We start from the raw sequence: 22,974 nt of genomic DNA on the forward strand, positions 1-22,974 counted from the left end.
CATGAATCAAGCCAAGCGCCCCTCCGGCAAATCACCCTCGAACGCAGCCCGGAAACCGGCTGCCAGCCAGTCCCGCCCGCCGGCCAAGCCGGCCGCCCAGGGCCCGGTCCGCGACAAGCCCCGCACCCACGTCTCCACCGAAGCGGCACGTCGGCGCCAGCATCAGGCCCACGCGGCCTCGCAGAGCCTGGACGAAGACGAACTGCGTGTGCAGCAGATGGTGGCCCTGGCCAGCGCCGTGGCCGCCAGTGCGCCGGACCGTCGCGGTCGCCGTACCGGTCAGGAAGAGCTGGAGCGCATGGTGCGCAATACCCTGCGCGAGCGCGACGACGATACCCTCTACGAAGCACTGGAACAGTTGCGCTACGACGACCAGCGTGGTCATGCCTTCCTGCGCGAGGTGGTGGAAGAGGGCGCGGACATCATCGTGCTGCGACGGGGAGAGAAGGAGCTGGAGATCAACGCCTTCCTGATCCCGCTGCTGGTGCGCACCCGTGGCGGCCTGAAGGAAGCGCTGGCGCTGGCCGATGGCGATGCCTTCGATGCGCTGCGCACCAGCCTGCAGGAGGCCGGTCTGGAGAGCCCCGGCGCGCGCGTGGTGCTGGTCCACCATCTCTATCATCCTGAAGAAATCAATGCGCTCAGCTTCAGCGAAGTCGAGGCCATGAACCGCGACGCCTTCGCCTCGCTCACCGACAAGAAGATACTGAGCGTGCCGGCCATCGAGCGCAGCATGCGCGGCTGGCCGGAGAGCGCCTTCGGGGCTGACGATGAGGCGCTCGAATTACGCTTCCTGCTGGGCTTTGCCTTGAAGGATGTGGACGATCCCTTCTATGCCATTCCGGCGGAAGAGGCGGCAGCCGATGCCTATTTCGAAGCGCGCGCGCAGCGCTTCCGCCAGTGGAGCGAGCAGATCACGCCGCTGATGCAGCGCTGCCTGACCGGGCAATCCGGCGAGGCGGCGCAGTGCCAGCTGCACTTCCTGTACCAGGACCTGTTCCACGGTGCCAAGCAGACCGGCAATGCGGAATATCGCACGCTGCAGATGCTCTCGGAACTGGAGGCTGGGCTGGCGCAGGCAGGTGCGCAGGCCGCGCAGGCCAGCGCCTTCTTTGCCATCGACGATGCAGAGAGCGAGATCCAGCTGCAGGTCGTGCTGCGGGGCGCGCAGGGACTCCTGGCGCGTTCGGTACAGCCTATCGACGGGGACGTGCAGGTCGCCCTGTTCGATGCTGCCGATGCCGTCGCTTCGCTGGGTGTAGCCGCAGTGAAGCTGGCCGAGGCGATCGATGCCGATGGCCAGCCGCTGCGCGAGCGCGATTTTCCGGCGGCCTAGTCCAGCAGCGCCTGCAAGCTCACGCCCGTGGGCTGGCAGCGAAAATACAGGTCCACCTGCATCGGCCGCCAACCGCGCACCAGCTGGCGCAGGTCGGCCTGCATCTGCTGCCGGCCGCAGAAGTCGCGGGCCTTTTCACGCGCTGCCGCGGTGAGGGCAGGAATGGACATGGTGTAGCTCACGCCCGTGGCCGAGACCTGATAGAGCTCGTCCTGCCCGGCGCTGACTTCGCTGAAGCTGGCGCAGCCACCCAGGGCGACGGCGCTCAGGCAGGCGAGCACGATGCCGCCCCTATGCTGGCTGGTTTGTTCAATACGCATGAAATCCCCCGGTTGACTGGTCCTCGCGTATGTGTGCATGGCAATCGTGGCATTGCCGTGCGGCATCGATGCGAGAGGTCCCAGATTAAGCGCGCGGGTTTCCGTGGAGCGTCGGCCTTACCCGGTTTTACCCGGATGGCGTGGCTGTAAGAAAATCTTCAACCGGGCTTGCGCGCATGCGCAGGCTGTCAGATTTCGTTCAACGGTGTGAGTCCGCCACTGTTTGTGCGGTAGCCGGGAAATTTTTCCTGCCTGCTGGGAGGCAGCCCCACTCGGGTCCCTGCTGCCGGCAATTGCCCGGGCGGGCCGCCTGCGGCTGGGCTAAAATCGTCGACGCCGTCCGGCGTGGGCCGGGCGCAGACCACTTGCGCAACGCTGCCGTCCACGCGGCGGCCGCGCCATCCGCCAAATCAGGGAGAACAGAGAAATGACCAACCGTCGCAGTTTCATCACCAGCGTGGCCGGCCTTGCCGCTGCCAGCGCCATTCCGAATGTCTTCGCCCAGGCCGCCGCTGCGACCGGCTCGACCGAACCGACCCTGGCCCGCGTGCAGCGTACCAAGACCCTGCGTATCGGTGCCGTGCGTGGTGCTGCGCCTTACTACAACAAGGACCTGGCCAGCGGTGAGTGGGGCGGTTTCATGATCGATTTCGCCAAGAGCCTGGCGGCCAGCCTGAACGTCAAGCTGGACATCACCGAAACCACCTGGGGCAACTCGGTGCTGGATCTGCAGACCCACAAGATCGACCTGTTCTTCGGCATGAATCCGACCCCGGCACGCCGCGAGGTGATCGGCTTTACCGAACCGCTGTTCCTGAATGCCTTCACCGTGGTCTCCAAGAAGGAATTCAAGACCTGGGCCGAGCTGAACAAGCCGGAAGTGAAGATCGCCGTGGACATCGGTTCTTCGCACGACCAGATGATCAGCCGCGTCTGCCCCAATGCCACCATCGTGCGCCTGGAGAAGGCCGACGATGCCACCCTGGCGCTGCAGACCGGTCGTGTCGATGCGCAGGTACTGGTGTGGCTGCTGGCGCTGAACATCCTGAAGAAGAACCCGGCGCTGGGCAAGATGTACGTGCCGCAACCGCTGGAAGCAACCTCCACCAACATCGGCGTCCCCAAGGAAGAGGACAAGGCCTGGGTCGAGACCATCAACAAGTGGATCGTGGCCGAGCGCGCGGCCGGCAAGATCAAGCCGACCGTGCTGGGCAACCTGCAGAAGCTCTCCGGCGTGAAGCCGGAAGATGTGCCGCCGCAGATTCCGCTTTAAGTACAGGCCGGCGTCCCGCACGCCAGCACTCGGACCGCACCAGCGATGGTGCGGTTTTTTTTTGCCTGTACAGGACCGGGTTGAGAACTTTGCTTGATTCGGGGAGGGGGGCTGCCCGTCGAAGGCCGGGCGTTTGTCGTCAATTGAGGCGCTTGAATTCGCTGGAGCGGATCACCACTTCCAGCAAGGTCTCGAGCCTGATCATGCGCTCGGTCAGATCTTCTATCCTGGCCTGTTGCTGGCGGATCGCTTCGCTTTGTCGCGTGACCTTGTCTTCCAGTTTGATGATGGCGGTCAATGCCGTCCACAGCCGCCCGGTGAGACCGAACATCAGGACCTCGCCGCGCTGACCTGACGTTGTGCCTCCAGTGCCGCCAGGCGGGCGTTGCTGGCGGCAACAAAGTCCAGCGTCTCATCGATGGCGGCACAAGCCCGCTCGGCAGCCTGCCGGGCCAGGCTGGCCAGTTCGCCCAGCGCCTCATCCATCTGTCCGCCTTCGTAGGCCAGTGCGCCCTTGCACATCAGGTCCGGTACATCCAGGCCGAGCCTGCGCGCCTTGGCGGAGATGACCAGCTTTTCACGGGTGGTCGCCCTGACCACGATGGTTTCGTTGGCAGACGTTTTCATTGCGTTTCTCCTGAAAGGACGGTTGCGGGAAAGCGGTACGCTGCCTGATCCGGATAACCATGTCGAGTCGGCAATGGCTAAACTGCACAAGAACTCGATTTTTTTCAGCGCCCCTCCCGCCTGTCGATGGCACCTGAAATGAAAATGGCGCGCCACCGAAACAGGTGACACGCCATTCTCATGAATTACGTTGAACGTAATTCAGTGTAACTAGGGCCTGTTCACATTTAATCTGCGAGATGCGTTGGCCCCAGAAGGCGTGGTGGCAAGGCGCGCGTCAGGGCTGGTGGTGGTGCCACCAGCCCTGACGTGCAACGCCGCCAGCGCGCCTTCTGGGGCCAACCCTCCGGGAGAGGCCGCCAAGCGTCGCCTGCCGTTGTTGCAGCTCCTTGCCGTAGCACCACTACGGCGCGTCGCTGCGCCTAGGCAGTCAACGCTTGGCGACCTCTCGCACTCGTAGATTAAATGTGAACAGGCCCTAGCAATCAAGCATTGAAACGTGACAGGAAGGCCTGGGTCGCCGCCTGCTGCGGATTGTCGATCACCTGCGACGGCGGTCCGGCTTCCACCACCACACCGTCGCGCATGAAGACCACCTGGTCCGCGACTTCACGGGCGAAGGCGATTTCGTGGGTGACCAGGATCATGGTCATGCCGTCGGCGGCCAGGCTGCGGATCACGTTGAGCACTTCGCCCACCAGTTCCGGGTCCAGTGCCGAGGTGGCTTCGTCGAACAGCATCACGTCCGGTTGCATGGCCAGGGCGCGGGCGATGGCGACGCGCTGCTTCTGGCCGCCGGAGAGCTTTTGCGGATACATGTCGGCACGGTCTGCCAGCCCCACCTTCTGCAGCAGTTCCATGGCTTGCGTGCGAGCTTGCGCCTTGGGCGTGCGCAGTACGGTGACCATGCCTTCCATCACGTTCTCCAGCGCCGTCATGTGCGGGAACAGGTTGAAATGCTGGAACACCATGCCGGTGCGGGCGCGGAATGCGGCCAGTTCACGATCCTTGGGCAGGCGCGACTTGCGGCCGTCGAATTCGAAGTGGCGCTCGCCGATGCGCACCGCGCCCTGGTCGGGCACGGTCAGCAGGTTCAGGCAGCGCAGCAGGGTGGACTTGCCCGAGCCGGATGGCCCGATCATGGCGACCACGCTGCCCTTGCCGATCTGGATGGAGATGTCCTTGAGCACCACGTGCTCGCCGAAGGCCTTCTTGAGATTGCTGATCTGGATCATCGCGTTGGCGTTGTTGTTGACCTGGGTGTTCATCCTGTTCTCCTCAACCATGCTGCGCCGACAGGCGATTTTCCAGGCGCTTGGCCCAGATGGTGGCCGGCAGCAGGATGATGAAATAGATGATCGCCACCAGCGTATAGATTTCCAGCGGGCGATAGGTTTCGTGGGCGATGATCTGGCCCTGGTACAGCAGGTCCGGCACGGCCAGCACCGACAGCAGCGAGGTGTTCTTCAGCTGCATGATGGACTGGTTCACCAGCGGCGGGGTCATGCGCTTGAAGGCTTGCGGCAGGATCACGCGCTTCATCAGCTGGAAGCGCGTCATGCCCAGTGCCCAGCCGGCTTCGGACTGGCCCAGGTCGATGGAGACGATGCCGCCGCGGATGATCTCGGAATAGAAGGCGCCGCCGTACAGCGCCAGCGACAGCATGGCGGCGGTGCCGGCCGACATCTCGATGCCCAGCAGCACCGGCAGCGCGTAGTAGAACCACACCAGTTGCACCAGCACCGGGGTGCAGCGGAACACTTCGACGAAGGCGCGCAGCGGACCGGAGATGAAGGGGTTGGTGGACAGCCGACCCAGACCGACCACCAGGCCCACCAGCAAGCCAAGGGCAATACAGGCAACCGTATAGCTCAGCGTATAGACGAAGCCGATGCCGATGATGCTCCTGAATTGCCAGAGCGAGCCGAAGTCCCATTGATACATCTGTGTTTTTCCTTGGTTACGAAACGCGTGATTCCAGCGAAGGGCGGGGGCCGGCTCCGTGGAAGAGGGATGCCCGCATCGCATGCACGAACCATGCCCTGTGCGCCCGGGGCGCATGCTGGCATGGGTCAGGTAGAAGGTCGGACATGGGAAGGGGCGTCATCACATGGACCAGCATGGCCGGTGGCGCATGCCGTGAATCCTGCAAATCCGGCCATTGTAATGGAGAACGGTCGGCCGGCACATCGCGCAGGACAGCAATCGACAGCCCGCAAGCCCACGCCGCGACTGGCTTTGGCTAAAATGGCGGGATTGCGCTGACGTGCATCCATGTCAATTCCCGGCATCCGGGAACGCGCCTTCTTTTCTTCAGGACCATGAGCGCATCTTCCCCCGCCATCGATGGCGAAACCGTCCGTACCATTCTCATCACGGGCGCTGCCCGCGGCATTGGCGCGGCGGTCGCCACCACCGTGGCCGCGCCCGGCGTGGCCTTGATCCTCCATGCGCGCAGCGACTCCCCCGAGTTGCAGGCGGTGGCGCAACACTGCCGCGCTCTGGGTGCGCGCTGCACCCTGGCATTGGGCGACCTGGCCGATCCGCAGACCGCCGCACATCTGCGTGATACGGCGCTGCTGCAGCACGGTCGGCTCGACGCGCTGGTGGCCAATGCCGGCTTTGCCGATCGCAAGCGCATCGGCGAGCTCTCCGAGGGGGACTGGTCGCGCTCGCTGGATGCCTTGTTGAGCGGCTTCTTCCGTCTGGTCACGGCCTGCCGCGAGCCGTTGATGGCCAGCGGACAGGGCAGGGTGGTGGCGGTGAGTTCCTTCGTGGCCCATGTGTATCGGCTGGGCGAATCGGGCTTCCCGGCGTCGGCGGCGGCCAAGGCCGGCATCGAGGCGCTGGTCAAGTCACTGGCGGTGCAACTGGCGCTGGCAGGCGTGACGGTCAACGCGGTGGCGCCGGGTTACGTTCAGAAGAGTGATCCGGCCAAGTCGGCCATCGATCCGGCAGCGTGGCAGGCGGCATTGGCGCGCATTCCCATGCAGCGCCTGGGCCAGCCGCAGGAGATTGCCAACGTGATCGGCTTCCTGCTGAGCCCAGCGGCGTCCTATGTCACCGGTCAGGTGTGGCATGTGGATGGTGGCCTGACGCTGTAGTGCTCATGCTGCCATCCACAAAATAATTTATAAGATTTACGTCATTCATCTTTCTTCGAGAAGTCCAAACCATGCGCATCATCGTGCTGGGCGCCGGCATCGTCGGCGTCACCACTGCTTATTTCCTCCGCGAGCGCGGCCATGAAGTGGTCGTGGTCGAGCGCCGCGCCGAAGTGGCCGCCGAGACCAGCGTGGGCAATGCCGGACACGTCTGTCCGTCCTATGCCACGCCCTGGGCCGCACCGGGCATGCCGGCCAAGTCGCTGAAGTGGTCGGTGCAGAGCTGGCTGGGCATCGAGGCGGCGCTACGCTTTACACCGCGCCTGGATGCGCACCAGTGGAAGTGGCTGCAGCGCTTCCTGGCGCAATGCACGCCTGAGCGCTATGCCATCAACAAGGCCCGCATGGGGCGTCTGGCGCGCTACAGCCACGGCCAGTTGAAGCAGATCCGCGAACGCCTGGACATCCGCTACGAACAGACCACCGGCGGCAACCTGCAGCTGTTCCGTACCCAGGAGGGACTGGACAATGCAGGCCTGTCGACCCGGGTGCTGGCAGAAGCCGGCGTGCCTTTCGAATTGCTGGATGCCGATGGCTGCGTGGCCTTCGATCCCGGCCTGCACGCAGCGCGCCACGAACTGAAGGGCGGCCTGCTGTTGCCCCTGGACGAGACCGGCAACTGCCCGTTGTTCGCGCGCGCCCTGGCGGCCTGGTTGCAGGCGCACGGGGTGGAGTTCCACTTGTCCACAGAGGTAGAGGCCATCGAGGTGGCCGGTGGTCAGGTCAGTGGCGTGCGCACCCGGAACGCCACGCTGCGTGCCGATGCCTACGTGGTGGCCTGCGCCAGTGCCTCGGTGCCGATGTTGAAGCCGCTGGGCCTGGACCTGCCCATCTATCCGGTCAAGGGCTATGCCATCACGGTGCCGGTGGCCGACCCTGCCAGCGCGCCGCGCAGTGGCGTCATGGACGAATACTACAAGGTGGCCATCACCCGCATGGGCCAGCATATCCGCGCCGCCGGCACGGCCGAGATCGGCAGCTGGGACACGCGCGTCACGCCGCGCGATTGCGCCACGGCGCTGAAGTCGCTGAAGAATCTTTATCCACAGGGCGCCGACCTGGCCAAGGTGGAATACTGGGCCGGCCTGCGACCGATGACTCCGGATGGTGCGCCGCTGATCGGTGCGACCCGTTATCCGAATCTCTGGCTCAACGCCGGCCATGGTTCCAATGGCTGGACCACGGCCTGCGGTTCCTCGCGTCTGATCGCCGACAAGATATCGGGCGTGGCCAGCGAGATCGAGAGTGCCGACCTCGAGCCGCAGCGCGTGATCTGAGTGGAGCGTCGCCGAGCTGCCGTCAGCGATCGAACAGGGCGTCGACGTTGGCGCCGTTGCTGAAGGTGCTGACCGCCCAGCCGGCCGGCGCCTTGTAGAAGATGAACATCCAGGGGATGGCCTGGCGCTCGGTCTTTTCGATGTAGGTCAGCTTGATGAGGGATTCACCGACCTTTTCCGAACGGATGAATTCATAGCCGACCGAATTGCCGACCAGGGCTTCGATGGCCATGCGCGAACTGCGGGCGTTGGTGCGGGCGGTTTCGAAGGCGCGGATGTCGACCAGCGCATACGGCGAGAGCATGCCGTAGGCATCGTCGGTACGGCCGGCACCGGCCTGAGCCATGACCTTGTCGGTCAGGGCGCGCACCTCGGTTTCGGACTTCAGGGTATCGGCCTGCGCGGCCGGCAGCACGACCAGGGCCAGCAGGGTGCGGGGGATGAAAGCGGACATGGAAATCTCCTTGTGGGCATGGCACAGGTGGCCACAGCCGGCTATTGTGCCAGCACCGTGGGCCATGTTGCATCCGGTCGTGCCGGCGCGGCTTTGCGTCTTGCTGCCTGCTGTAAAGCGCGCAAGCGGCCAGCGTAAATACAGGTAAAACGGAACAGTCGCCCTGCCGTGCGCCGCTATGATGGGCAGCCTGTGATCCGGCCACCCGCGCCATGCGGGATGCGGCACATCGGATTGCGCTCGGGGGAGAGCATCATGCGCACCATCATCACTGCCACCTTGCTGGTTTCATCGCTCGCGGGTTGCGTCGTCACTTCCGGCAATGCCCTGGTGGATGCCGTGGGCCTGGTGGGCTCGGCGGCGTCCAGCGTCAAGGCGATGACGCCCAACACCACCCAGAATCCCATCGTCTACAGCAAGGATCCGATCCGCGATGTCTGCATCGAGTGGAATGGCTCGGTGGCCCTGAGCGATTTCGTGCCGGGCCTGCAGGGCGAGCTGCAGAAGCACGGGGTGCAAAGCCGGGTCTATGATGCCGGTACCCAGGCGCTGGCCTGCCCGGTGACGCTGAGTTACGTCGGTTACGTCAAATGGGATACCAAGGTCTTCACCGATGCCTATACCCCCTATCTCACCTATGCCGCGCTGACCCTGCGGCGCGATGGTCGCGTGCTGGGTACGGCGCAATACCGGCTGGGCTCCTTCGGCCAGGACAAGTGGGCGTCCGCCGGTGACAAGCTGGCGCCCCTGATCGATGCGCTGTTCCCGGGCAATCCCATCGTGGCGGACAATTCGCCAGACAACATGCGCGGTGCCGCCAACGGTTTCTGAGAAAAGGGGCGGGGCGCTCGTCTGGCCCGTACATCCAACGCTATCCAGTACGCAATGAAAAACGGCAAGCCAGGCTTGCCGTTTGTCTTTTGTTGCCTTCGCTGTCAACGTGCTTACCAGATCGTCAGCAGGCGGCGGAAGAAGTTGCCATCGGTGCTGGCGTCGGCAATGGAGCCGCCGCCGACCTGTTCCAGCCGGGCATCGGCGACGTTGGAGGAGGCCACGATTCCGCCCCGGATATCGCGTGTGCGCACCACGCCCGAGAAGCGTAGCGTGTTGATGTTGCCGTTGACGCCGATGCGTTTTTCACCGGCCACCACCAGGTTGCGGTTGGGAAGCACTTCGACGATGGAGACCATCAGCGTGCCGCTCATGGTGTTGGTATTGCTGCTGTCACCCGAGCCCTTGAAGGTGTTGTTGCCGGAGGCCGAATAGTTGGCGTCGTAGAGCTGGGTGAACAGGCCGCCCAGCGGTGCGCCCGAGCCGGGTCCCTTCTGCGTGAGGGAGCTGTCGCGGCTGTTGTTGGTGGCGGCCTTGTTGCTGCTGCTGATCGACTCGGAAATGTCGATCTTGATGATGTCACCGACGTTGTAGGTGGTCGGCTCCTCGAACAGCTGGGCGCTGGAGACGCGGAAGATGGCGCCATTGTTTTCCACGTTGGGCACCTGATAGGCAGGGCGTACGCTGGTAGGTCCGTTGACCATCGGTGCCGGGCTGTTGCAGGCCGACAGCGAAACGGCCAGCGCGCAGGCGCCGGCAAGGCGAAACTGGAATGACATGACGATCCCCCCGTTGGACGGCCTGGCTGGATGCCCGGCGCGCGTGGCCACCGACGCCGTTGAAGGCGTGGCAGCACTGGCAGGGATGATGGTGGGTAACGGTGTAAGCAGCGGTTAGGTCCTTGTAAAGTGCGGCAAACAATCTTCAACGAGAGTTAAGTGCAGACCTTGCGGGCCGGTGGATTGACCCGGGCTTGACGCAGGTTGGGCGGCAATGCGCTCGCGCATTTCCGTGCATAATGGCGCCACTCCCAACTCTGCGATCCCGTCGTGCGTGATCGCATACCATCATGGCAACAGAAAAAAACCAGGCCGCGGTGAGCGCCGAGGCAGCCGCAGCCGCACCGACGATGCATGATCAGTTGGTCTCCGCCCGTATTCGCCAGCGCATCAAGGCGGCCGGCGTGCGTTTCCACGCCAACGACAATATCGCCGCCTTCATCAGGGAAGGTGAACTGGAGCAGTTGCAGGCGGAGGTGCAATCCAAGCTGGCCGCTGTCCTGGAGAGCCTGGTGATTGATGTCGAGAGCGACCACAACACCCAGGACACCGCCAAGCGCGTGGCCAAGATGTACCTCAACGAAGTCTTCAAGGGCCGCTACCAGGTGGCGCCGCCGGTGACCGAGTTCCCCAACATCGAGCGTCTCAACGAGCTGATGATCGTCGGCCCCATCACGGTGCGCAGCGCCTGCTCGCACCACCTGTGCCCGATCATGGGCAAGGTGTGGGTGGGGGTGATGCCCAATGAGCATTCCAACCTGATCGGCCTGTCCAAGTATGCCCGCCTGCTGGAGTGGGTGATGAGCCGTCCGCAGATCCAGGAAGAGGCGGTCTCGCAGGCGGCCGACCTGCTGATGCAGAAGCTGCAGCCTGACGGCCTGGCCATCGTCATGGAAGCCGACCACTTCTGCATGCACTGGCGCGGCGTCAAGGACGTGGAGTCGAAGATGATCAACAGCGTCATGCGCGGCTCTTTCCTGCGTGACGCCAACCTGCGCCGTGAATTCCTGGCGCTGATTTCCCAACGTCAACGAGGTTAATCATGCTGGTTCGTCTGATCTATGCAAGCCGCGCACGCGAGACCATCACCCACGAGACCATCGAAGGCATCCTGGCGGCGTCGCGTCAGCGCAATCCGCAACAGGGCATCACCGGGGTGCTGTGCTACAGCGATACCATCTTCGTGCAGGTGCTCGAAGGCGGACGCGATCAGGTCAACCGACTGTACGGCCGGCTGCTGGGCGATGCGCGACATCAGGATGTGATCCTGCTGGCCTATGAGTCGATCGACGAACGCCAGTATTCCTCCTGGACCATGGGCAAGATCCGGCTGGACAAGATCAATCGTTCCCTGCTGCTGAAGTATTCGGTCACCGGTGAGCTCAATCCCTACGAGGTGTCCTGCTGTTCCACCGTGGCACTGTTGAATGAACTGGCCTCGACGGCGGCATTTGCGCAACGTGACTGAACCGGGTTTGCGGCAGCAATGACATAGCAACGGCGCCAGGGATGAAACTGGCGCCGTTTCTTTTTGGGCAGGCCCTAGAGCAGGTCGATGCTGGGCAGGCTGCGGATGCCCCACTTGGCCGGGTCGGCGTAGGCGATGATCTTGTCGCTGCCGTGCGCGAGGTCGACGATGTCGGACTTCAGCGGCATGCGGCTGGTGGTCGAGTAGAACACCTTCACGCGCGGCGTGAGCAACTGGTCCGGACGCTGGTCCACCACCACGCCCAGTCGACCCGATTGCAGGATGACGCAGGAGCCGGTCGGGTAGATGCCGATGGCCTTGACGAAGGCCTGCATCGTCACCGGGTCGAAATGCCCGGCACTGCTGGCCATGTGGCGGATCGAACGGGCCGGGTCCCAGCCCGCCTTGTAGGGACGATTGGAGGTGATGGCGTCGTAGACGTCGCATACCGCCCCCATCTTGGCCATGATGGAAATACTGTCGGACTTGAGATTGAAGGGATAGCCGCTGCCATCGATCTTCTCGTGATGGTGCAGCGAGACATCCAGCGGAACCTCGCCGATGCCTTCGATCTGCTGCAGGATGCTGTGGCCTTGCACGGTGTGCGAACGGATGGAGGCGAACTCTTCTTCGGTCAGCTTGGCCGGTTTGTTGAGGATGTCCAACGGCACGGCCATCTTGCCGACGTCATGCAGCAGCCCCGCCATGCCGGCCTGCCTGGTCTGCTCCTGAGTCATGCCCAGCTGGTTGGCCAGGGAGATCATCATGGCGCAGACGGCCACCGAATGCATGTAGGTGTAATCGTCAGTGGTCTTCAGGCGGGCCAGGCTGATGAGGGCGTCGGCGTTGCGGGAGACCGAGGAGGTGATCTCGGTGACCAGCTCGGCGGCATCCTTGACGTCCACCGCCTTGCCCATGCGCGCTTCGGAAAACATGTTGAGCACGGTGGACTTGGAAGAGGAAATGATGCGTGCCGCACGTTCGCGTTCGACAGCGGTCTCGGTGCGCTGGGCCGGCTTGCGTACGGCCACGGCGACTGCTGCGGTAGGGTCATGCTCTTCGTGAGCATCTTCCGGGTCGTCTTCCAGGTGGTCCGGCGCAATGTCGCGGCCCTTGGCGGTATCGATGGTGACCTGGTCGATCGGACAGTCGCGCAGCGTCTGCAGGTCTTCCAGGCTCTCGATCTTGAAGGATTTGCGCCAGAAAGGATGACTGATCCATCCCCCGGGGATGGAGTGGACATACATGCCCAAACGCAATTGTTCTAAGGCGATGGATTTCAACATATCGAATTCAGGTCTGTGCCTGTCACTGTTTCCCGCTTTGAAAGCGGTTCGATTTCCCTGATGAAATGACGCCTATTATTGGTAGTGTCTCCCACGTGGCAGAACTCGCTTGCATGGCTAAGCTAGCTGAAATTATCGTAACAGAATGCGTTTTGCTTGAGGTCGATTAAGCGGGGATTAACGGTCGAAATTTCCGTTTGCGCTCGCCAATGTTGGTGTGTGGAAAAGAGTGAGAATGCAGCGCCCGCCGAAGCTGACAAAATGCTGAGGAAAGATAGCCGCCGCCTGAGAATCCGGCAGGCCGCGGCCGTGAGGAATGGTGAGAAAAACTTATTTTTTCAACGGTGGTGCGTAGGGATTCTTGGTCAGCAGACGCAGGAAGCTGGCAATGCACGCGACCCCTGCAAAGGCGGCGCCGAAGCCCAATGCCAGGCGCGAGCCTTGCGTTTCGGAAAGATTGAAGCATAGCGCGACCAGCGCTGCGCCCACGCTTTGACCGAGCAGGCGGGCTGTGGCCACGATACCGGATGCGCCGCCACTGCGATGGGGGGGCGCACTGGTCATCAGCGCTTTCAGGTTGGGTGACTGGAAGAAGCCAAAGCCCATGCCGCACAGAAGCATGCGCCAGCTGATTTCCCAGACGGTGGGTGCGGCCGGCATGAAGGTCATCGACAAGAGCCCGGCGCACAGTAGCGCCAGACCGACGCCACCGAGGATGCCGACCGGATAGCGGTCCGACAGGCGTCCCGCGATGGGGGCCATGATGGCCACGGCCACCGGCCAGGGCGTCATCAACAGGCCGATCTCCACCTGGCTGCGTCCCAGGTCATGATGGAAGAAGAAGGGGAGCGAGACGAAGGCCAGGCCTTGCGCGGCGAAGGAGCAGATGGCAGTGACCGTCGAGAGCGAAAACATCGCATGGCGGAACAGGTCCACCGGCAGCATCGGCGCCGGATGCGACAGTTCGCGCTTGAGCAGGAACAGACCGCAGACAATGGCGGCCGCCAGTTCCAGTCCGACCACGCTGGCCTGGGCCTGGTGCGCGCCTTCGCCGATGGCCAGGATCAGCAGGCCGAAGGCGGCGGCGTTGAGCACTGCGCTGCGCAGGTCGAAGGTATGGGTGGACAGCGTGGTATGCGGCAACGAGGGCAGGGCCAGTACCACTGCCAGCACACCCAGCGGCACGTTGACGGCGAACAGCCATGGCCATGGTGCGATGGCGAGGATGCCCGAGGCCACCGAGGGACCGACCGTGAAGGCGATGGCGACGATGAGCGTGTTCAGTCCCACGCCGCGGCCCAGCGAGCGGGTCGGATAGATGAAGCGGATCAGCGCGGTGTTGACACTCATGATGCCGGCCCCGCCCAGTCCCTGGAGGAAACGCGCCATCACCAGCGTAGGCAGCGACCACGCCACTGCACACAGCAGCGAGGCCGCGGTAAACAGCACCAGTCCCCAGACATAGATACGGCGATAGCCGACGATCTCGCCCAGCGCCGCCAGGGGCAGCAGCGACACCATCATCGCCAGCTGGTAGGCGGTCACGATCCAGACCGAGGCGGCCGGCGTGGTGTTGAGGTCCAGCGCCATGGCTGGCAGGGCGGTGTTGGCGATGGCGGTGTCGAGCGTGGCCAGGCCGACGGCGATGCCCAACGCCAGGATGGCGCGGCCGCGCTGGTCGGGCGGCAAGCCTTCCCCTGCGATGACGATGTGGTGTTTGGGATCGGTGGCGCCGGGGGAGGAGGGCAGCGTGGACATGGGTCTTGGATATCTGGCGAAGGTGTGCGTGCTGGCGTGGCACCGGATGCCGGAGCTCTGCCGCCGCTTGTTTGCTCTTGGAATCCTGCAATGAAGACAGGTGCAGCCCGGCTGGGCAGCGCCGCACAATGATAGCGGGGAACGTGCAAGCGCGCTGGCGGCGGTCACGAGCGGGGCGGCTGCGCTATGATGGCGGTTTGCGCTGGCGTGGCTGGCGCGTTTTGATCACGGAGTCATCAGCATGTCCAAACAGCAGTTGTCGGAGCGCCTGTGCGCGTGGATCGATCAGCATTTCGACGAGGAGGTCGGCGTGCTGCAGCAGTTGATCCGCATCCCCACCGATACGCCCCCCGGCAACAATGCCCCGCACGCCGATGTGGTGGCCGAGCTGGTGCGGTCCTGGGGCTGGAATGCCGAGAAGTTTCCGGTCCCGCAAGAGCAGGTGCGTGACTATGGCATGCAGAGCATCACCAACCTGATCGTGCGCCGCCCCTATGCCGAGGGCGGCCCGACGCTGGCCCTGAATGCGCATGGCGACGTGGTGCCGCCGGGCGAGGGCTGGTCGCATGACCCCTACGGCGGTGAAGTGGCCGATGGCCGCATCTATGGCCGGGCGGCGGCGGTCTCCAAGAGTGACTTCGCCAGCTATATCTTCGCTACCCGCGCGCTGGAGGCGCTGGGCGCTTCGCTGCGCGGTGCGGTGGAGCTGCATTTCACCTACGACGAGGAGTTCGGTGGCCTGCTCGGCCCCGGCTGGCTGCTGGAGCAGAAGCTGACCCAGCCGGATTACGTGCTGGCGGCCGGCTTCAGCTACAACGTGGTGACCGCCCACAATGCCTGCCTGCAGTTCGAGGTGACCGTGCATGGGCGCGCCACCCACGGCTCCATGCCGGAGACCGGCCACGATGCACTGCAGGCCGCCAATGCCGTCCTCAATGCCATCTATGGCGCCTTGCCCGGCCTGAAGGACATCCGTTCCTCCATCCCCGGCATCAGCCATCCGACCATGATCGTCGGCCGCATCGATGGTGGCACCAATACCAATGTGGTGCCGGGCAAGGTGGTGCTGAAGATGGATCGTCGCATGATCCCCGAGGAAGACCCGGCGCAGGTCGAGGCCGGCGTACGCAAGCTGATCGAGGATGCGGTGGCGGGGCTGCCGGGCATCCGCGTGGAAATCCGCCGCCTGCTGCTGGCGCGTGCACTGCGCCCGCTGCCGGGTCACGAGAAGCTGGTGCAGAGCCTGCTGCGCAATGCCGAGACGGTCATGGGCGAAACGCTCACCACCAACGGCTCGGCGCTCTATACGGACGCCCGCCTGTACGGCGAGCATGGCATCCCGGTGGTGCTGTTCGGCGCGGGTCCGCGCACGCTGATGGAATCCAACGCCAAGCAGACCGACGAGAACCTGGCCCTGGACGACCTGCGCAAGGCCACCAAGGTGGTGGCGCTGATGCTGTTGGACTTCCTCGGGCCGCAGGACTGAGTGCGACGCCCGGCGGGCGCGACTTGAAGTTGCCCGCCGGGAAGTTGGCCGGATCGCCGCCGGATCGACAAATGATTACAATGTGTGCCCGCGCGCTGATGGCCGACGTTTCCTGTCGGCATCTTCCGGGCCGGGAGGCTTCCTGCTTGCCCGGGTAACGAAGCAAGTCTTGAGGGACCGAGATCAATCGCATGTTGAACGCCATCGAGCACACCCATCCGCCCCCATCGGCAGCCACGCGCAAGCCCGGCTATCTCGGCTTGTCGTTCCGGCAATTGCTGCTGGCGGCGTTCCTGCTGATTGCGGCCCTGCTCAGCGGTACCTCCATCCACGCCCTGTTCACGCTGGACCGCATGTCGGCCAACAGCCGGGACACCGCCCGGCAGGCGGTGCAACTGACCGAGGCGGCACAGCGCCTGGCCGAGCGCACCGTGGCCATGGAGCGCAGTGCGCGCCAGTATCTGGTGCTGGATGACACCGCTTTCCACGACCGTTTCAACGAAGCGCGCGACCAGGCCCGGCAGGCGGTGGATGAGCTGTCCGACGCGTTGCCGATGGCACCGCGGGAAATGTTCAGTCAATGGGGCCTGTATGTCGATGAAGCGGCGGCCGTGCTGGAAGCCGATTCGCGCAAGGACAAGGGCGAGCAGGCCAAGCTGTTCCAGGACTTTGCCCGCCTGCCCGCCCTGAACGAGCGCATCGCGCTGGAAAGCCGGCGCGAGGTCGATCGCCGCAACAATGCCCTGTCCGCGGCCCTGGAACAGCAGCGCCAGCTGCTTACTGCCCAGGTGGTGGGCGCCATCGTGCTGGCGGTGTTGCTGGCATTCTGCTTCGGCCTGTGGCTGTCGCGGCCGATGGCACGGCTGGAGCAGGCCATCGGCCGGCTGGGCGACAATCGCTTCGATCAGCCTATCGACGTGCGCGGCCCGGCCGACATCCGTCGCCTGGGTCAGCAACTGGACTGGCTGCGCCAGCGCCTGGCCGATCTGGAGGCCGAGAAGTCGCGCTTCCTGCGGCATGTTTCGCATGAACTGAAGACGCCCCTGTCGGCCTTGTGCGAGGGTGCGGCGCTGCTCGATGACGGCGTGGCCGGCCAGTTGAGCGAGAACCAGCGCGAGATTGCCCGCATCCTGCGTCAGAATACGCAGTCGCTGCAGACCCAGATCGAGGACCTGCTGCGCTATAACGAGGTGTCCTTCGATGCCCAGCGCATCCATCCGGTGCCGGTCGACCTGCGTGCCTTGCTGCACAAGGTGATCGATGACCAGCGGCTGCAATGGCTGGCGCGCCAGCTGAAGGTGGAGATCGAAGGGGCGGCACGTACCGTGGTGGTGGACCCCGAGAAGATGGCCATCGTGCTGGCCAATCTGCTTTCGAACGCCGTACGCTTCAGCCCCGAGGGCGGCTTCATCCGTTTCATGCTGACCGAGGCGCCGGGCCTGGTGCGGGTCGAGTGCATCGATCAGGGGCCGGGGGTGGCGCCGACGGACGCGGCCCGCATCTTCGAGCCGTTCTATCAGGGCCTGCACCAGCCTCCGGGCGCGCGCCGTGGCAACGGTATCGGCCTGTCGGTGGTGCGCGAGTATGTGCAAGCCCATAGTGGCAAGGTCTATCTGGTCCCGCGCGAGGGCGGGGCGCATTTCCGAATCGAGTTCCCTGATGAAAAATAAGATCCTGATCCTGGCTTCCTGCATGGTGCTGGCGGCGTGTACGGCGCAGCCGCAAGCACCCACCTCGACCGTCCAGCTCATCCAGTCCAGTAGCAACATCGACGAACTGCTGGCCTATAACGCCCAGTTGCGCAAGATGTCGCCGGCCGAACTGGGGCGCGAAGTGCAGCGTTTGAACGCCTATCCGGCTGGCCCTGCCACGACGGTACGCCGTGCGATGGCGCTTTCGCTCACCCGGGACCCCATCGATCTGGCCAAGGCCGAAGCCCAGCTATGGAACGTCATGGCCGATCGCAGCGTCGAAGCGGAGAAGCTCAAGCCGTTGGCGCAATTGCTGGCAGGTCATTATGCCGATCTGCGCCGGGTGGCCGACAATGCCGAGAAGTCTTCGGTGCAACTCAAGGAAGCGCAGCGCAAGGTAGACCAGCTCAATGACAAGCTGGAAGCGCTGAAGAACATCGAACGGACCCTGCCGGCCGGCGGCAAGTAAGGCCAGCGCCGTCGGGGCCCGTTCCATTTTTACTGGAACTGGAGTCCCGATGGGAAAAACTGCCCCCCTGATGCTGGTCGATGATGATCCCGACCTGCTGCGCCTGTTGACCCTGCGCCTCAACGCCAGCGGTTACCGCATCCTGGCCGTGGAAAGTGCCGAGGCTGCCCTGGCGCAGCTGGCCATTGCATTGCCGGCACTGGTGATCACCGATGTACGGCTGCCGGGGATGGACGGCTTGGCGCTGTTTGCGGAGATCCGCAGCCGCTATCCGGCCCTGCCGGTGATCCTGCTGACCGCGCACGGCACCATCCCCGATGCGGTCGATGCGACGACCAAGGGCGCTTTCGCCTATCTCACCAAGCCTTTCGATGGTCATGTGCTGCTGGACAAGGTGGCCCAGGCGCTGAGCCTGTCCGCACCGGCCCAGGAAGCGCCGGATGAGGCCTGGCGCGCCGATATCATCAGCCGCAGTCAGCGGGTCGATGAGCTGCTGGCCGAGGCGCGCCTGGTGGCAGCGTCCGATGCCAGCATCCTGATCCGTGGCGACAGCGGCACCGGCAAGGAGCTGCTGGCCCGTGCCATCCACCGGGCCAGCCCGCGGGCCGACAAGCCGTTCATCGCCGTCAATTGCGGCGCCATTCCCGAGCAACTGCTGGAGTCTGAGCTGTTCGGCCACGTCAAGGGTGCCTTCACCGGAGCGGTTGAACATCGGCAAGGGCTGTTCCAGGCGGCCGACGGCGGCACCCTGTTCCTGGACGAGATCGGCGACATGCCCATGGCATTGCAGGTCAAGCTGCTGCGCGTGCTGCAGGAGAAGACCGTGCGCCAGGTGGGCGCCAACCAGTCCGGCGAGGTGGACGTACGGGTGATTTCCGCCACCCATCGCGACCTGGAGGCGGCCATGACCGAAGGTCAGTTCCGGGAAGACCTGTATTACCGGCTCAACGTGGTGACCTTGCAGTTGCCCGCTCTGGAAGAGCGGCGCGAGGATATCGCCCTGCTGGCCAATCATTTCCTCAAGAGCATCGCTGCCAAGTATCCCAAGCGCCTGACCGGGTTTGCGCCGGATGCGCTGGAGGTGCTGAGCCTGGCGCACTGGCCGGGTAATGTGCGGCAGCTCTACAACGTGGTGGAACAGGTGTGCGCGTTGTCGACAGCACCCTTGATCCCCGCCACGCTGGTGCAGCGGGCATTGAGGGTACCGACCCTGGACCTGCTGCGCTATGCCGAGGCCAAGCAGAAATTCGAGCGTGATTATCTCGTCCGCCTGCTGAAGCTGACCGATGGCAATGTCTCGGATGCGGCCAGGCTGGCTGATCGCAATCGCACCGAGTTCTATCGCTTGCTGCAGAAGAACGGACTTGATCCGCGGCGCTTCCGCGGCGGGGAGGAGCCCGTCGTCATGGAGCGACAGGATGGAATCCTTTGAAAACAAGGGCTTATGTGGAAGAGGCCGGTGGCACGTCGTGGCAAGCCGACGGAAACGAGGGGTTTGCTGCATGGTTTGAGCCTGTTTCCACCCACTTGAATTGCTAAGTGATTGATTTAAAAGGAAGATCTTCTGCTGGCATGGCCTTTGCGACTAGGGCTGCAAGTGCTGCTCTATATAGAGACTTTCAGAGCAGAGTCGGAATGAGTGAATTGACTACAAGGAGAACGCCATGAAAAAGACCTTCGCTTCCCATCTGCTGGCCGCCAGCCTGCTGGTGATGACCGCCGCGCCTGCTGTCCATGCTGCGGATACCTCGCGGGCCGCCGCGCCCAGCGTTCAGAAGGCCGGGACATATATAGATGACTCAGTTGTTACCGCCAAGGTAAAGGCAGCATTGGTCGAGGACAAGCAGATTTCAGCCATGAAGATCAGCGTCACTACCAAGGATGGCGTTGTCACCCTCAAGGGGGCGGTGCCCAGTGCCGAGCTGGGGCAACATGCCTTGCAGTTGGCAGCCGGCATTGAAGGCGTACGCGACGTCAAGAGCGACCTCATCGTGAAGGCCGGATAAGCGCGCTAGGTAGGGGCGCAATTGAGACGAGCGCCTTTGCCGAGTCCCAATCAAGAAGAGAGCGGGCCGTCCCGTCAGGGATGGCCCGATCTCTTTTGGATTCATCAATTCGCGCCGCGAAGGTCCTGTAATCCATGATGGGCTTGGGTTTGCGGGCGATTGTCCCGGTCGGCTTTATGGATTGGCTAAATTATTTTCGAATTTTTTTCAAAAAGTGCTTGCGTGGTGTGGAGGGCGTTGCTATAGTTCGCCCCCTGCTGACGCGACACACGAAGCGAAGTTGAAAAACAAAGCGACGAAGGTGGGCGAAGCAGATGAGTAGTGAAGCAGTTTCAAGTACGTTTTAAATGGAAGTAGTCGAGCGGTAGCAAAAGCGAAGACGAAAAAATTTAAAACGAATCGCAAAAAAGTAGTTGACGCGATGAACTAACTGCTACATAATCTCGTTTCTCTGCTGCTGACGAACAAAACGATTCGCAGCGATGCAAACAGCGCCAGGCGCGTTTGATGCAGATGATCTTTAAAAATTAACAGCCGATAAGCGTGGGCGTTTAATGAAGTGCGACAGAACCTCGGTTCTGGAAACTTTAAATATTAAATGCTCACAAGAAATATAGGTAAGATCGCAAGAAATTACCTGTCAGTATTTTGAGAGAGCGATGCCCTTCGGGGTAGCCAGAAATGGCACAAAACAGAGATTAAACTAAAGAGTTTGATCCTGGCTCAGATTGAACGCTGGCGGCATGCCTTACACATGCAAGTCGAACGGCAGCATAGGAGCTTGCTCCTGATGGCGAGTGGCGAACGGGTGAGTAATATATCGGAACGTGCCCTAGAGTGGGGGATAACTAGTCGAAAGACTAGCTAATACCGCATACGATCTACGGATGAAAGTGGGGGATCGCAAGACCTCATGCTCCTGGAGCGGCCGATATCTGATTAGCTAGTTGGTGGGGTAAAAGCTCACCAAGGCGACGATCAGTAGCTGGTCTGAGAGGACGACCAGCCACACTGGGACTGAGACACGGCCCAGACTCCTACGGGAGGCAGCAGTGGGGAATTTTGGACAATGGGGGCAACCCTGATCCAGCAATGCCGCGTGAGTGAAGAAGGCCTTCGGGTTGTAAAGCTCTTTTGTCAGGGAAGAAACGGTTCTGGATAATACCTGGGACTAATGACGGTACCTGAAGAATAAGCACCGGCTAACTACGTGCCAGCAGCCGCGGTAATACGTAGGGTGCAAGCGTTAATCGGAATTACTGGGCGTAAAGCGTGCGCAGGCGGTTGTGTAAGTCAGATGTGAAATCCCCGGGCTCAACCTGGGAATTGCATTTGAGACTGCACGGCTAGAGTGTGTCAGAGGGGGGTAGAATTCCACGTGTAGCAGTGAAATGCGTAGATATGTGGAGGAATACCGATGGCGAAGGCAGCCCCTGGGATAACACTGACGCTCATGCACGAAAGCGTGGGGAGCAAACAGGATTAGATACCCTGGTAGTCCACGCCCTAAACGATGTCTACTAGTTGTCGGGTCTTAATTGACTTGGTAACGCAGCTAACGCGTGAAGTAGACCGCCTGGGGAGTACGGTCGCAAGATTAAAACTCAAAGGAATTGACGGGGACCCGCACAAGCGGTGGATGATGTGGATTAATTCGATGCAACGCGAAAAACCTTACCTACCCTTGACATGGATGGAATCCCGAAGAGATTTGGGAGTGCTCGAAAGAGAACCATCACACAGGTGCTGCATGGCTGTCGTCAGCTCGTGTCGTGAGATGTTGGGTTAAGTCCCGCAACGAGCGCAACCCTTGTCATTAGTTGCTACGAAAGGGCACTCTAATGAGACTGCCGGTGACAAACCGGAGGAAGGTGGGGATGACGTCAAGTCCTCATGGCCCTTATGGGTAGGGCTTCACACGTCATACAATGGTACATACAGAGGGCCGCCAACCCGCGAGGGGGAGCTAATCCCAGAAAGTGTATCGTAGTCCGGATTGGAGTCTGCAACTCGACTCCATGAAGTTGGAATCGCTAGTAATCGCGGATCAGCATGTCGCGGTGAATACGTTCCCGGGTCTTGTACACACCGCCCGTCACACCATGGGAGCGGGTTTTACCAGAAGTGGGTAGCCTAACCGCAAGGAGGGCGCTCACCACGGTAGGATTCGTGACTGGGGTGAAGTCGTAACAAGGTAGCCGTATCGGAAGGTGCGGCTGGATCACCTCCTTTCTAGAGTGCGCACGAAGTTAAGCGTCCACACTTATCGGCTGTAATTCAAAGAACAGTTATTTGGTGAAGCGCGGTCTGTGACACAAGGTCATCGACTGGCTACTGATACTGATCCAAGCGGGTCTGTAGCTCAGCTGGTTAGAGCACCGTGTTGATAACGCGGGGGTCGTTGGTTCGAGCCCAACCAGACCCACCAAGGTTTCGGGGGTTTAGCTCAGCTGGGAGAGCACCTGCTTTGCAAGCAGGGGGTCGTCGGTTCGATCCCGTCAACCTCCACCAAGAAATGTCAAACCTAAGTCAGCGTTGAGCGTATGGCGTAGTGATTTAGGTTTGATCTTTTACGATCAATGGCTGTTTTTGTTCTTTAACAATCTGGAAGAAGTAAAGATTCATTTAAACGATCGCCAGGACTTCGGTTCTTGCGAAAGTAAAAATGGGTGTGATTGTATCAATCAAAGTATTACGAAGTGATCTTAGCAATTAGAAGACTTACTTTGGAATACGGCAAACGCTAAAA

The 22,974-nt window shown here is 62.3% G+C and carries 21 protein-coding genes, 2 tRNA genes and 1 rRNA gene; 15 read left to right on the top strand and 9 right to left on the bottom strand.

Annotated features, from left to right (window positions below; genetic code table 11):
* Position 1 precedes the first annotated feature (1 nt).
* A complete protein-coding gene (locus ACEOAC_RS01205; RefSeq protein WP_413628645.1) occupies positions 2-1,336 on the top strand; it encodes a DUF2863 family protein in 1,335 nt (444 codons plus the stop codon).
* On the opposite strand, the gene ACEOAC_RS01210 is transcribed toward ACEOAC_RS01205, so the two are convergent.
* Positions 1,333-1,656 carry a hypothetical protein gene (locus ACEOAC_RS01210; protein ID WP_413445535.1) on the bottom strand — a complete coding sequence of 108 codons (324 nt, stop codon included), beginning with the start codon at positions 1,654-1,656 and terminating at the stop codon, positions 1,333-1,335. The genes ACEOAC_RS01205 and ACEOAC_RS01210 overlap by 4 nt on opposite strands.
* A gap of 427 nt (positions 1,657-2,083) precedes the next feature.
* Between ACEOAC_RS01210 and ACEOAC_RS01215 the strand changes: the two genes are divergently transcribed.
* On the top strand, positions 2,084-2,929 hold the full coding sequence (locus tag ACEOAC_RS01215) for a transporter substrate-binding domain-containing protein (protein WP_077238620.1): 846 nt from the start codon (positions 2,084-2,086) through the stop codon (positions 2,927-2,929).
* Between the two features lie 139 nt (positions 2,930-3,068).
* Here ACEOAC_RS01215 and ACEOAC_RS01220 read toward each other — a convergent pair whose 3' ends face one another.
* The 4 genes from ACEOAC_RS01220 to ACEOAC_RS01235 all read right to left on the bottom strand — a co-directional run bounded on the left by ACEOAC_RS01220 (position 3,069) and on the right by ACEOAC_RS01235 (position 5,500).
* Positions 3,069-3,260 carry a hypothetical protein gene (locus tag ACEOAC_RS01220; protein ID WP_413445534.1) on the bottom strand — a complete coding sequence of 64 codons (192 nt, stop codon included), beginning with the start codon at positions 3,258-3,260 and terminating at the stop codon, positions 3,069-3,071.
* The gene (locus ACEOAC_RS01225) at positions 3,260-3,556 is read right to left on the bottom strand and encodes a hypothetical protein (RefSeq protein ID WP_006463393.1); all 297 of its coding nucleotides are present in this window, start codon (positions 3,554-3,556) and stop codon (positions 3,260-3,262) included. Before ACEOAC_RS01225 ends, ACEOAC_RS01220 begins: the two co-directional genes overlap by 1 nt.
* Positions 3,557-4,041: 485 nt before the next feature.
* On the bottom strand, positions 4,042-4,824 hold the full coding sequence (locus ACEOAC_RS01230) for an amino acid ABC transporter ATP-binding protein (RefSeq protein ID WP_006463392.1): 783 nt from the start codon (positions 4,822-4,824) through the stop codon (positions 4,042-4,044).
* A 10-nt stretch (positions 4,825-4,834) separates the two neighbouring features.
* Entirely contained in the window at positions 4,835-5,500 is a 666-nt protein-coding gene (locus tag ACEOAC_RS01235) for an amino acid ABC transporter permease (RefSeq protein WP_077238622.1), read from the bottom strand.
* Between the two features lie 377 nt (positions 5,501-5,877).
* On the opposite strand from ACEOAC_RS01235, the gene ACEOAC_RS01240 reads away from it, so the two are divergent.
* Complete coding sequence (locus tag ACEOAC_RS01240) at positions 5,878-6,660, top strand: SDR family NAD(P)-dependent oxidoreductase (RefSeq protein WP_413444308.1); 783 nt, start codon at positions 5,878-5,880, stop codon at positions 6,658-6,660.
* A 71-nt stretch (positions 6,661-6,731) separates the two neighbouring features.
* Complete coding sequence (locus ACEOAC_RS01245) at positions 6,732-7,997, top strand: D-amino acid dehydrogenase (protein ID WP_102664020.1); 1,266 nt, start codon at positions 6,732-6,734, stop codon at positions 7,995-7,997.
* Positions 7,998-8,019: 22 nt separating this feature from the next.
* Here the strand turns inward: ACEOAC_RS01245 and ACEOAC_RS01250 are convergent, their stop codons facing one another.
* Entirely contained in the window at positions 8,020-8,451 is a 432-nt protein-coding gene (locus tag ACEOAC_RS01250; protein WP_413444309.1) for a hypothetical protein, read from the bottom strand.
* 255 nt (positions 8,452-8,706) lie between these two features.
* On the opposite strand from ACEOAC_RS01250, the gene ACEOAC_RS01255 reads away from it, so the two are divergent.
* Positions 8,707-9,282 carry a hypothetical protein gene (locus ACEOAC_RS01255; RefSeq protein ID WP_006463386.1) on the top strand — a complete coding sequence of 192 codons (576 nt, stop codon included), beginning with the start codon at positions 8,707-8,709 and terminating at the stop codon, positions 9,280-9,282.
* 113 nt (positions 9,283-9,395) lie between these two features.
* Here ACEOAC_RS01255 and ACEOAC_RS01260 read toward each other — a convergent pair whose 3' ends face one another.
* Complete coding sequence (locus ACEOAC_RS01260) at positions 9,396-10,061, bottom strand: flagellar basal body L-ring protein FlgH (protein ID WP_006463385.1); 666 nt, start codon at positions 10,059-10,061, stop codon at positions 9,396-9,398.
* 290 nt (positions 10,062-10,351) lie between these two features.
* Here ACEOAC_RS01260 and folE point away from each other — a divergent pair, with 290 nt between their 5' ends.
* Both folE and ACEOAC_RS01270 read left to right on the top strand, forming a co-directional pair.
* Positions 10,352-11,101, top strand: a complete 750-nt coding sequence (folE, locus tag ACEOAC_RS01265) for a GTP cyclohydrolase I (RefSeq protein WP_234295102.1) — start codon at positions 10,352-10,354, stop codon at positions 11,099-11,101.
* 2 nt (positions 11,102-11,103) lie between these two features.
* Positions 11,104-11,529, top strand: a complete 426-nt coding sequence (locus tag ACEOAC_RS01270) for a BLUF domain-containing protein (protein ID WP_006463383.1) — start codon at positions 11,104-11,106, stop codon at positions 11,527-11,529.
* A 74-nt stretch (positions 11,530-11,603) separates the two neighbouring features.
* Here the strand turns inward: ACEOAC_RS01270 and ACEOAC_RS01275 are convergent, their stop codons facing one another.
* Positions 11,604-12,815, bottom strand: coding sequence for an HD-GYP domain-containing protein (locus tag ACEOAC_RS01275; RefSeq protein WP_241813642.1), 1,212 nt, complete (start codon positions 12,813-12,815; stop codon positions 11,604-11,606).
* A gap of 330 nt (positions 12,816-13,145) precedes the next feature.
* A complete protein-coding gene (locus ACEOAC_RS01280) occupies positions 13,146-14,573 on the bottom strand; it encodes an MFS transporter (protein ID WP_006463381.1) in 1,428 nt (475 codons plus the stop codon).
* A 241-nt stretch (positions 14,574-14,814) separates the two neighbouring features.
* Between ACEOAC_RS01280 and ACEOAC_RS01285 the strand changes: the two genes are divergently transcribed.
* The 8 genes from ACEOAC_RS01285 to ACEOAC_RS01320 all read left to right on the top strand — a co-directional run bounded on the left by ACEOAC_RS01285 (position 14,815) and on the right by ACEOAC_RS01320 (position 22,736).
* The gene (locus ACEOAC_RS01285) at positions 14,815-16,059 is read left to right on the top strand and encodes an ArgE/DapE family deacylase (protein WP_413444310.1); all 1,245 of its coding nucleotides are present in this window, start codon (positions 14,815-14,817) and stop codon (positions 16,057-16,059) included.
* A 191-nt stretch (positions 16,060-16,250) separates the two neighbouring features.
* On the top strand, positions 16,251-17,729 hold the full coding sequence (locus ACEOAC_RS01290; RefSeq protein ID WP_413444311.1) for an ATP-binding protein: 1,479 nt from the start codon (positions 16,251-16,253) through the stop codon (positions 17,727-17,729).
* The gene (locus tag ACEOAC_RS01295) at positions 17,719-18,219 is read left to right on the top strand and encodes a hypothetical protein (protein WP_006463378.1); all 501 of its coding nucleotides are present in this window, start codon (positions 17,719-17,721) and stop codon (positions 18,217-18,219) included. Before ACEOAC_RS01290 ends, ACEOAC_RS01295 begins: the two co-directional genes overlap by 11 nt.
* Before the next feature lie 49 nt (positions 18,220-18,268).
* Positions 18,269-19,651: a sigma 54-interacting transcriptional regulator gene (locus ACEOAC_RS01300; protein WP_241813640.1), complete on the top strand. Its 1,383-nt coding sequence runs from the start codon at positions 18,269-18,271 to the stop codon at positions 19,649-19,651.
* 232 nt (positions 19,652-19,883) lie between these two features.
* A complete protein-coding gene (locus tag ACEOAC_RS01305) occupies positions 19,884-20,225 on the top strand; it encodes a BON domain-containing protein (protein WP_006463376.1) in 342 nt (113 codons plus the stop codon).
* Positions 20,226-20,925: 700 nt separating this feature from the next.
* Positions 20,926-22,457, top strand: a 16S ribosomal RNA gene (locus tag ACEOAC_RS01310).
* A 119-nt stretch (positions 22,458-22,576) separates the two neighbouring features.
* Positions 22,577-22,653: transfer RNA gene (locus ACEOAC_RS01315), tRNA-Ile, on the top strand.
* Positions 22,654-22,660: 7 nt separating this feature from the next.
* A tRNA-Ala gene (locus ACEOAC_RS01320) sits at positions 22,661-22,736 on the top strand.
* Positions 22,737-22,974: the final 238 nt, after the last annotated feature.

Origin of the sequence: Herbaspirillum frisingense, from assembly GCF_047325095.1 — a bacterium.
Classification (GTDB): domain Bacteria; phylum Pseudomonadota; class Gammaproteobacteria; order Burkholderiales; family Burkholderiaceae_D; genus Herbaspirillum; species Herbaspirillum frisingense.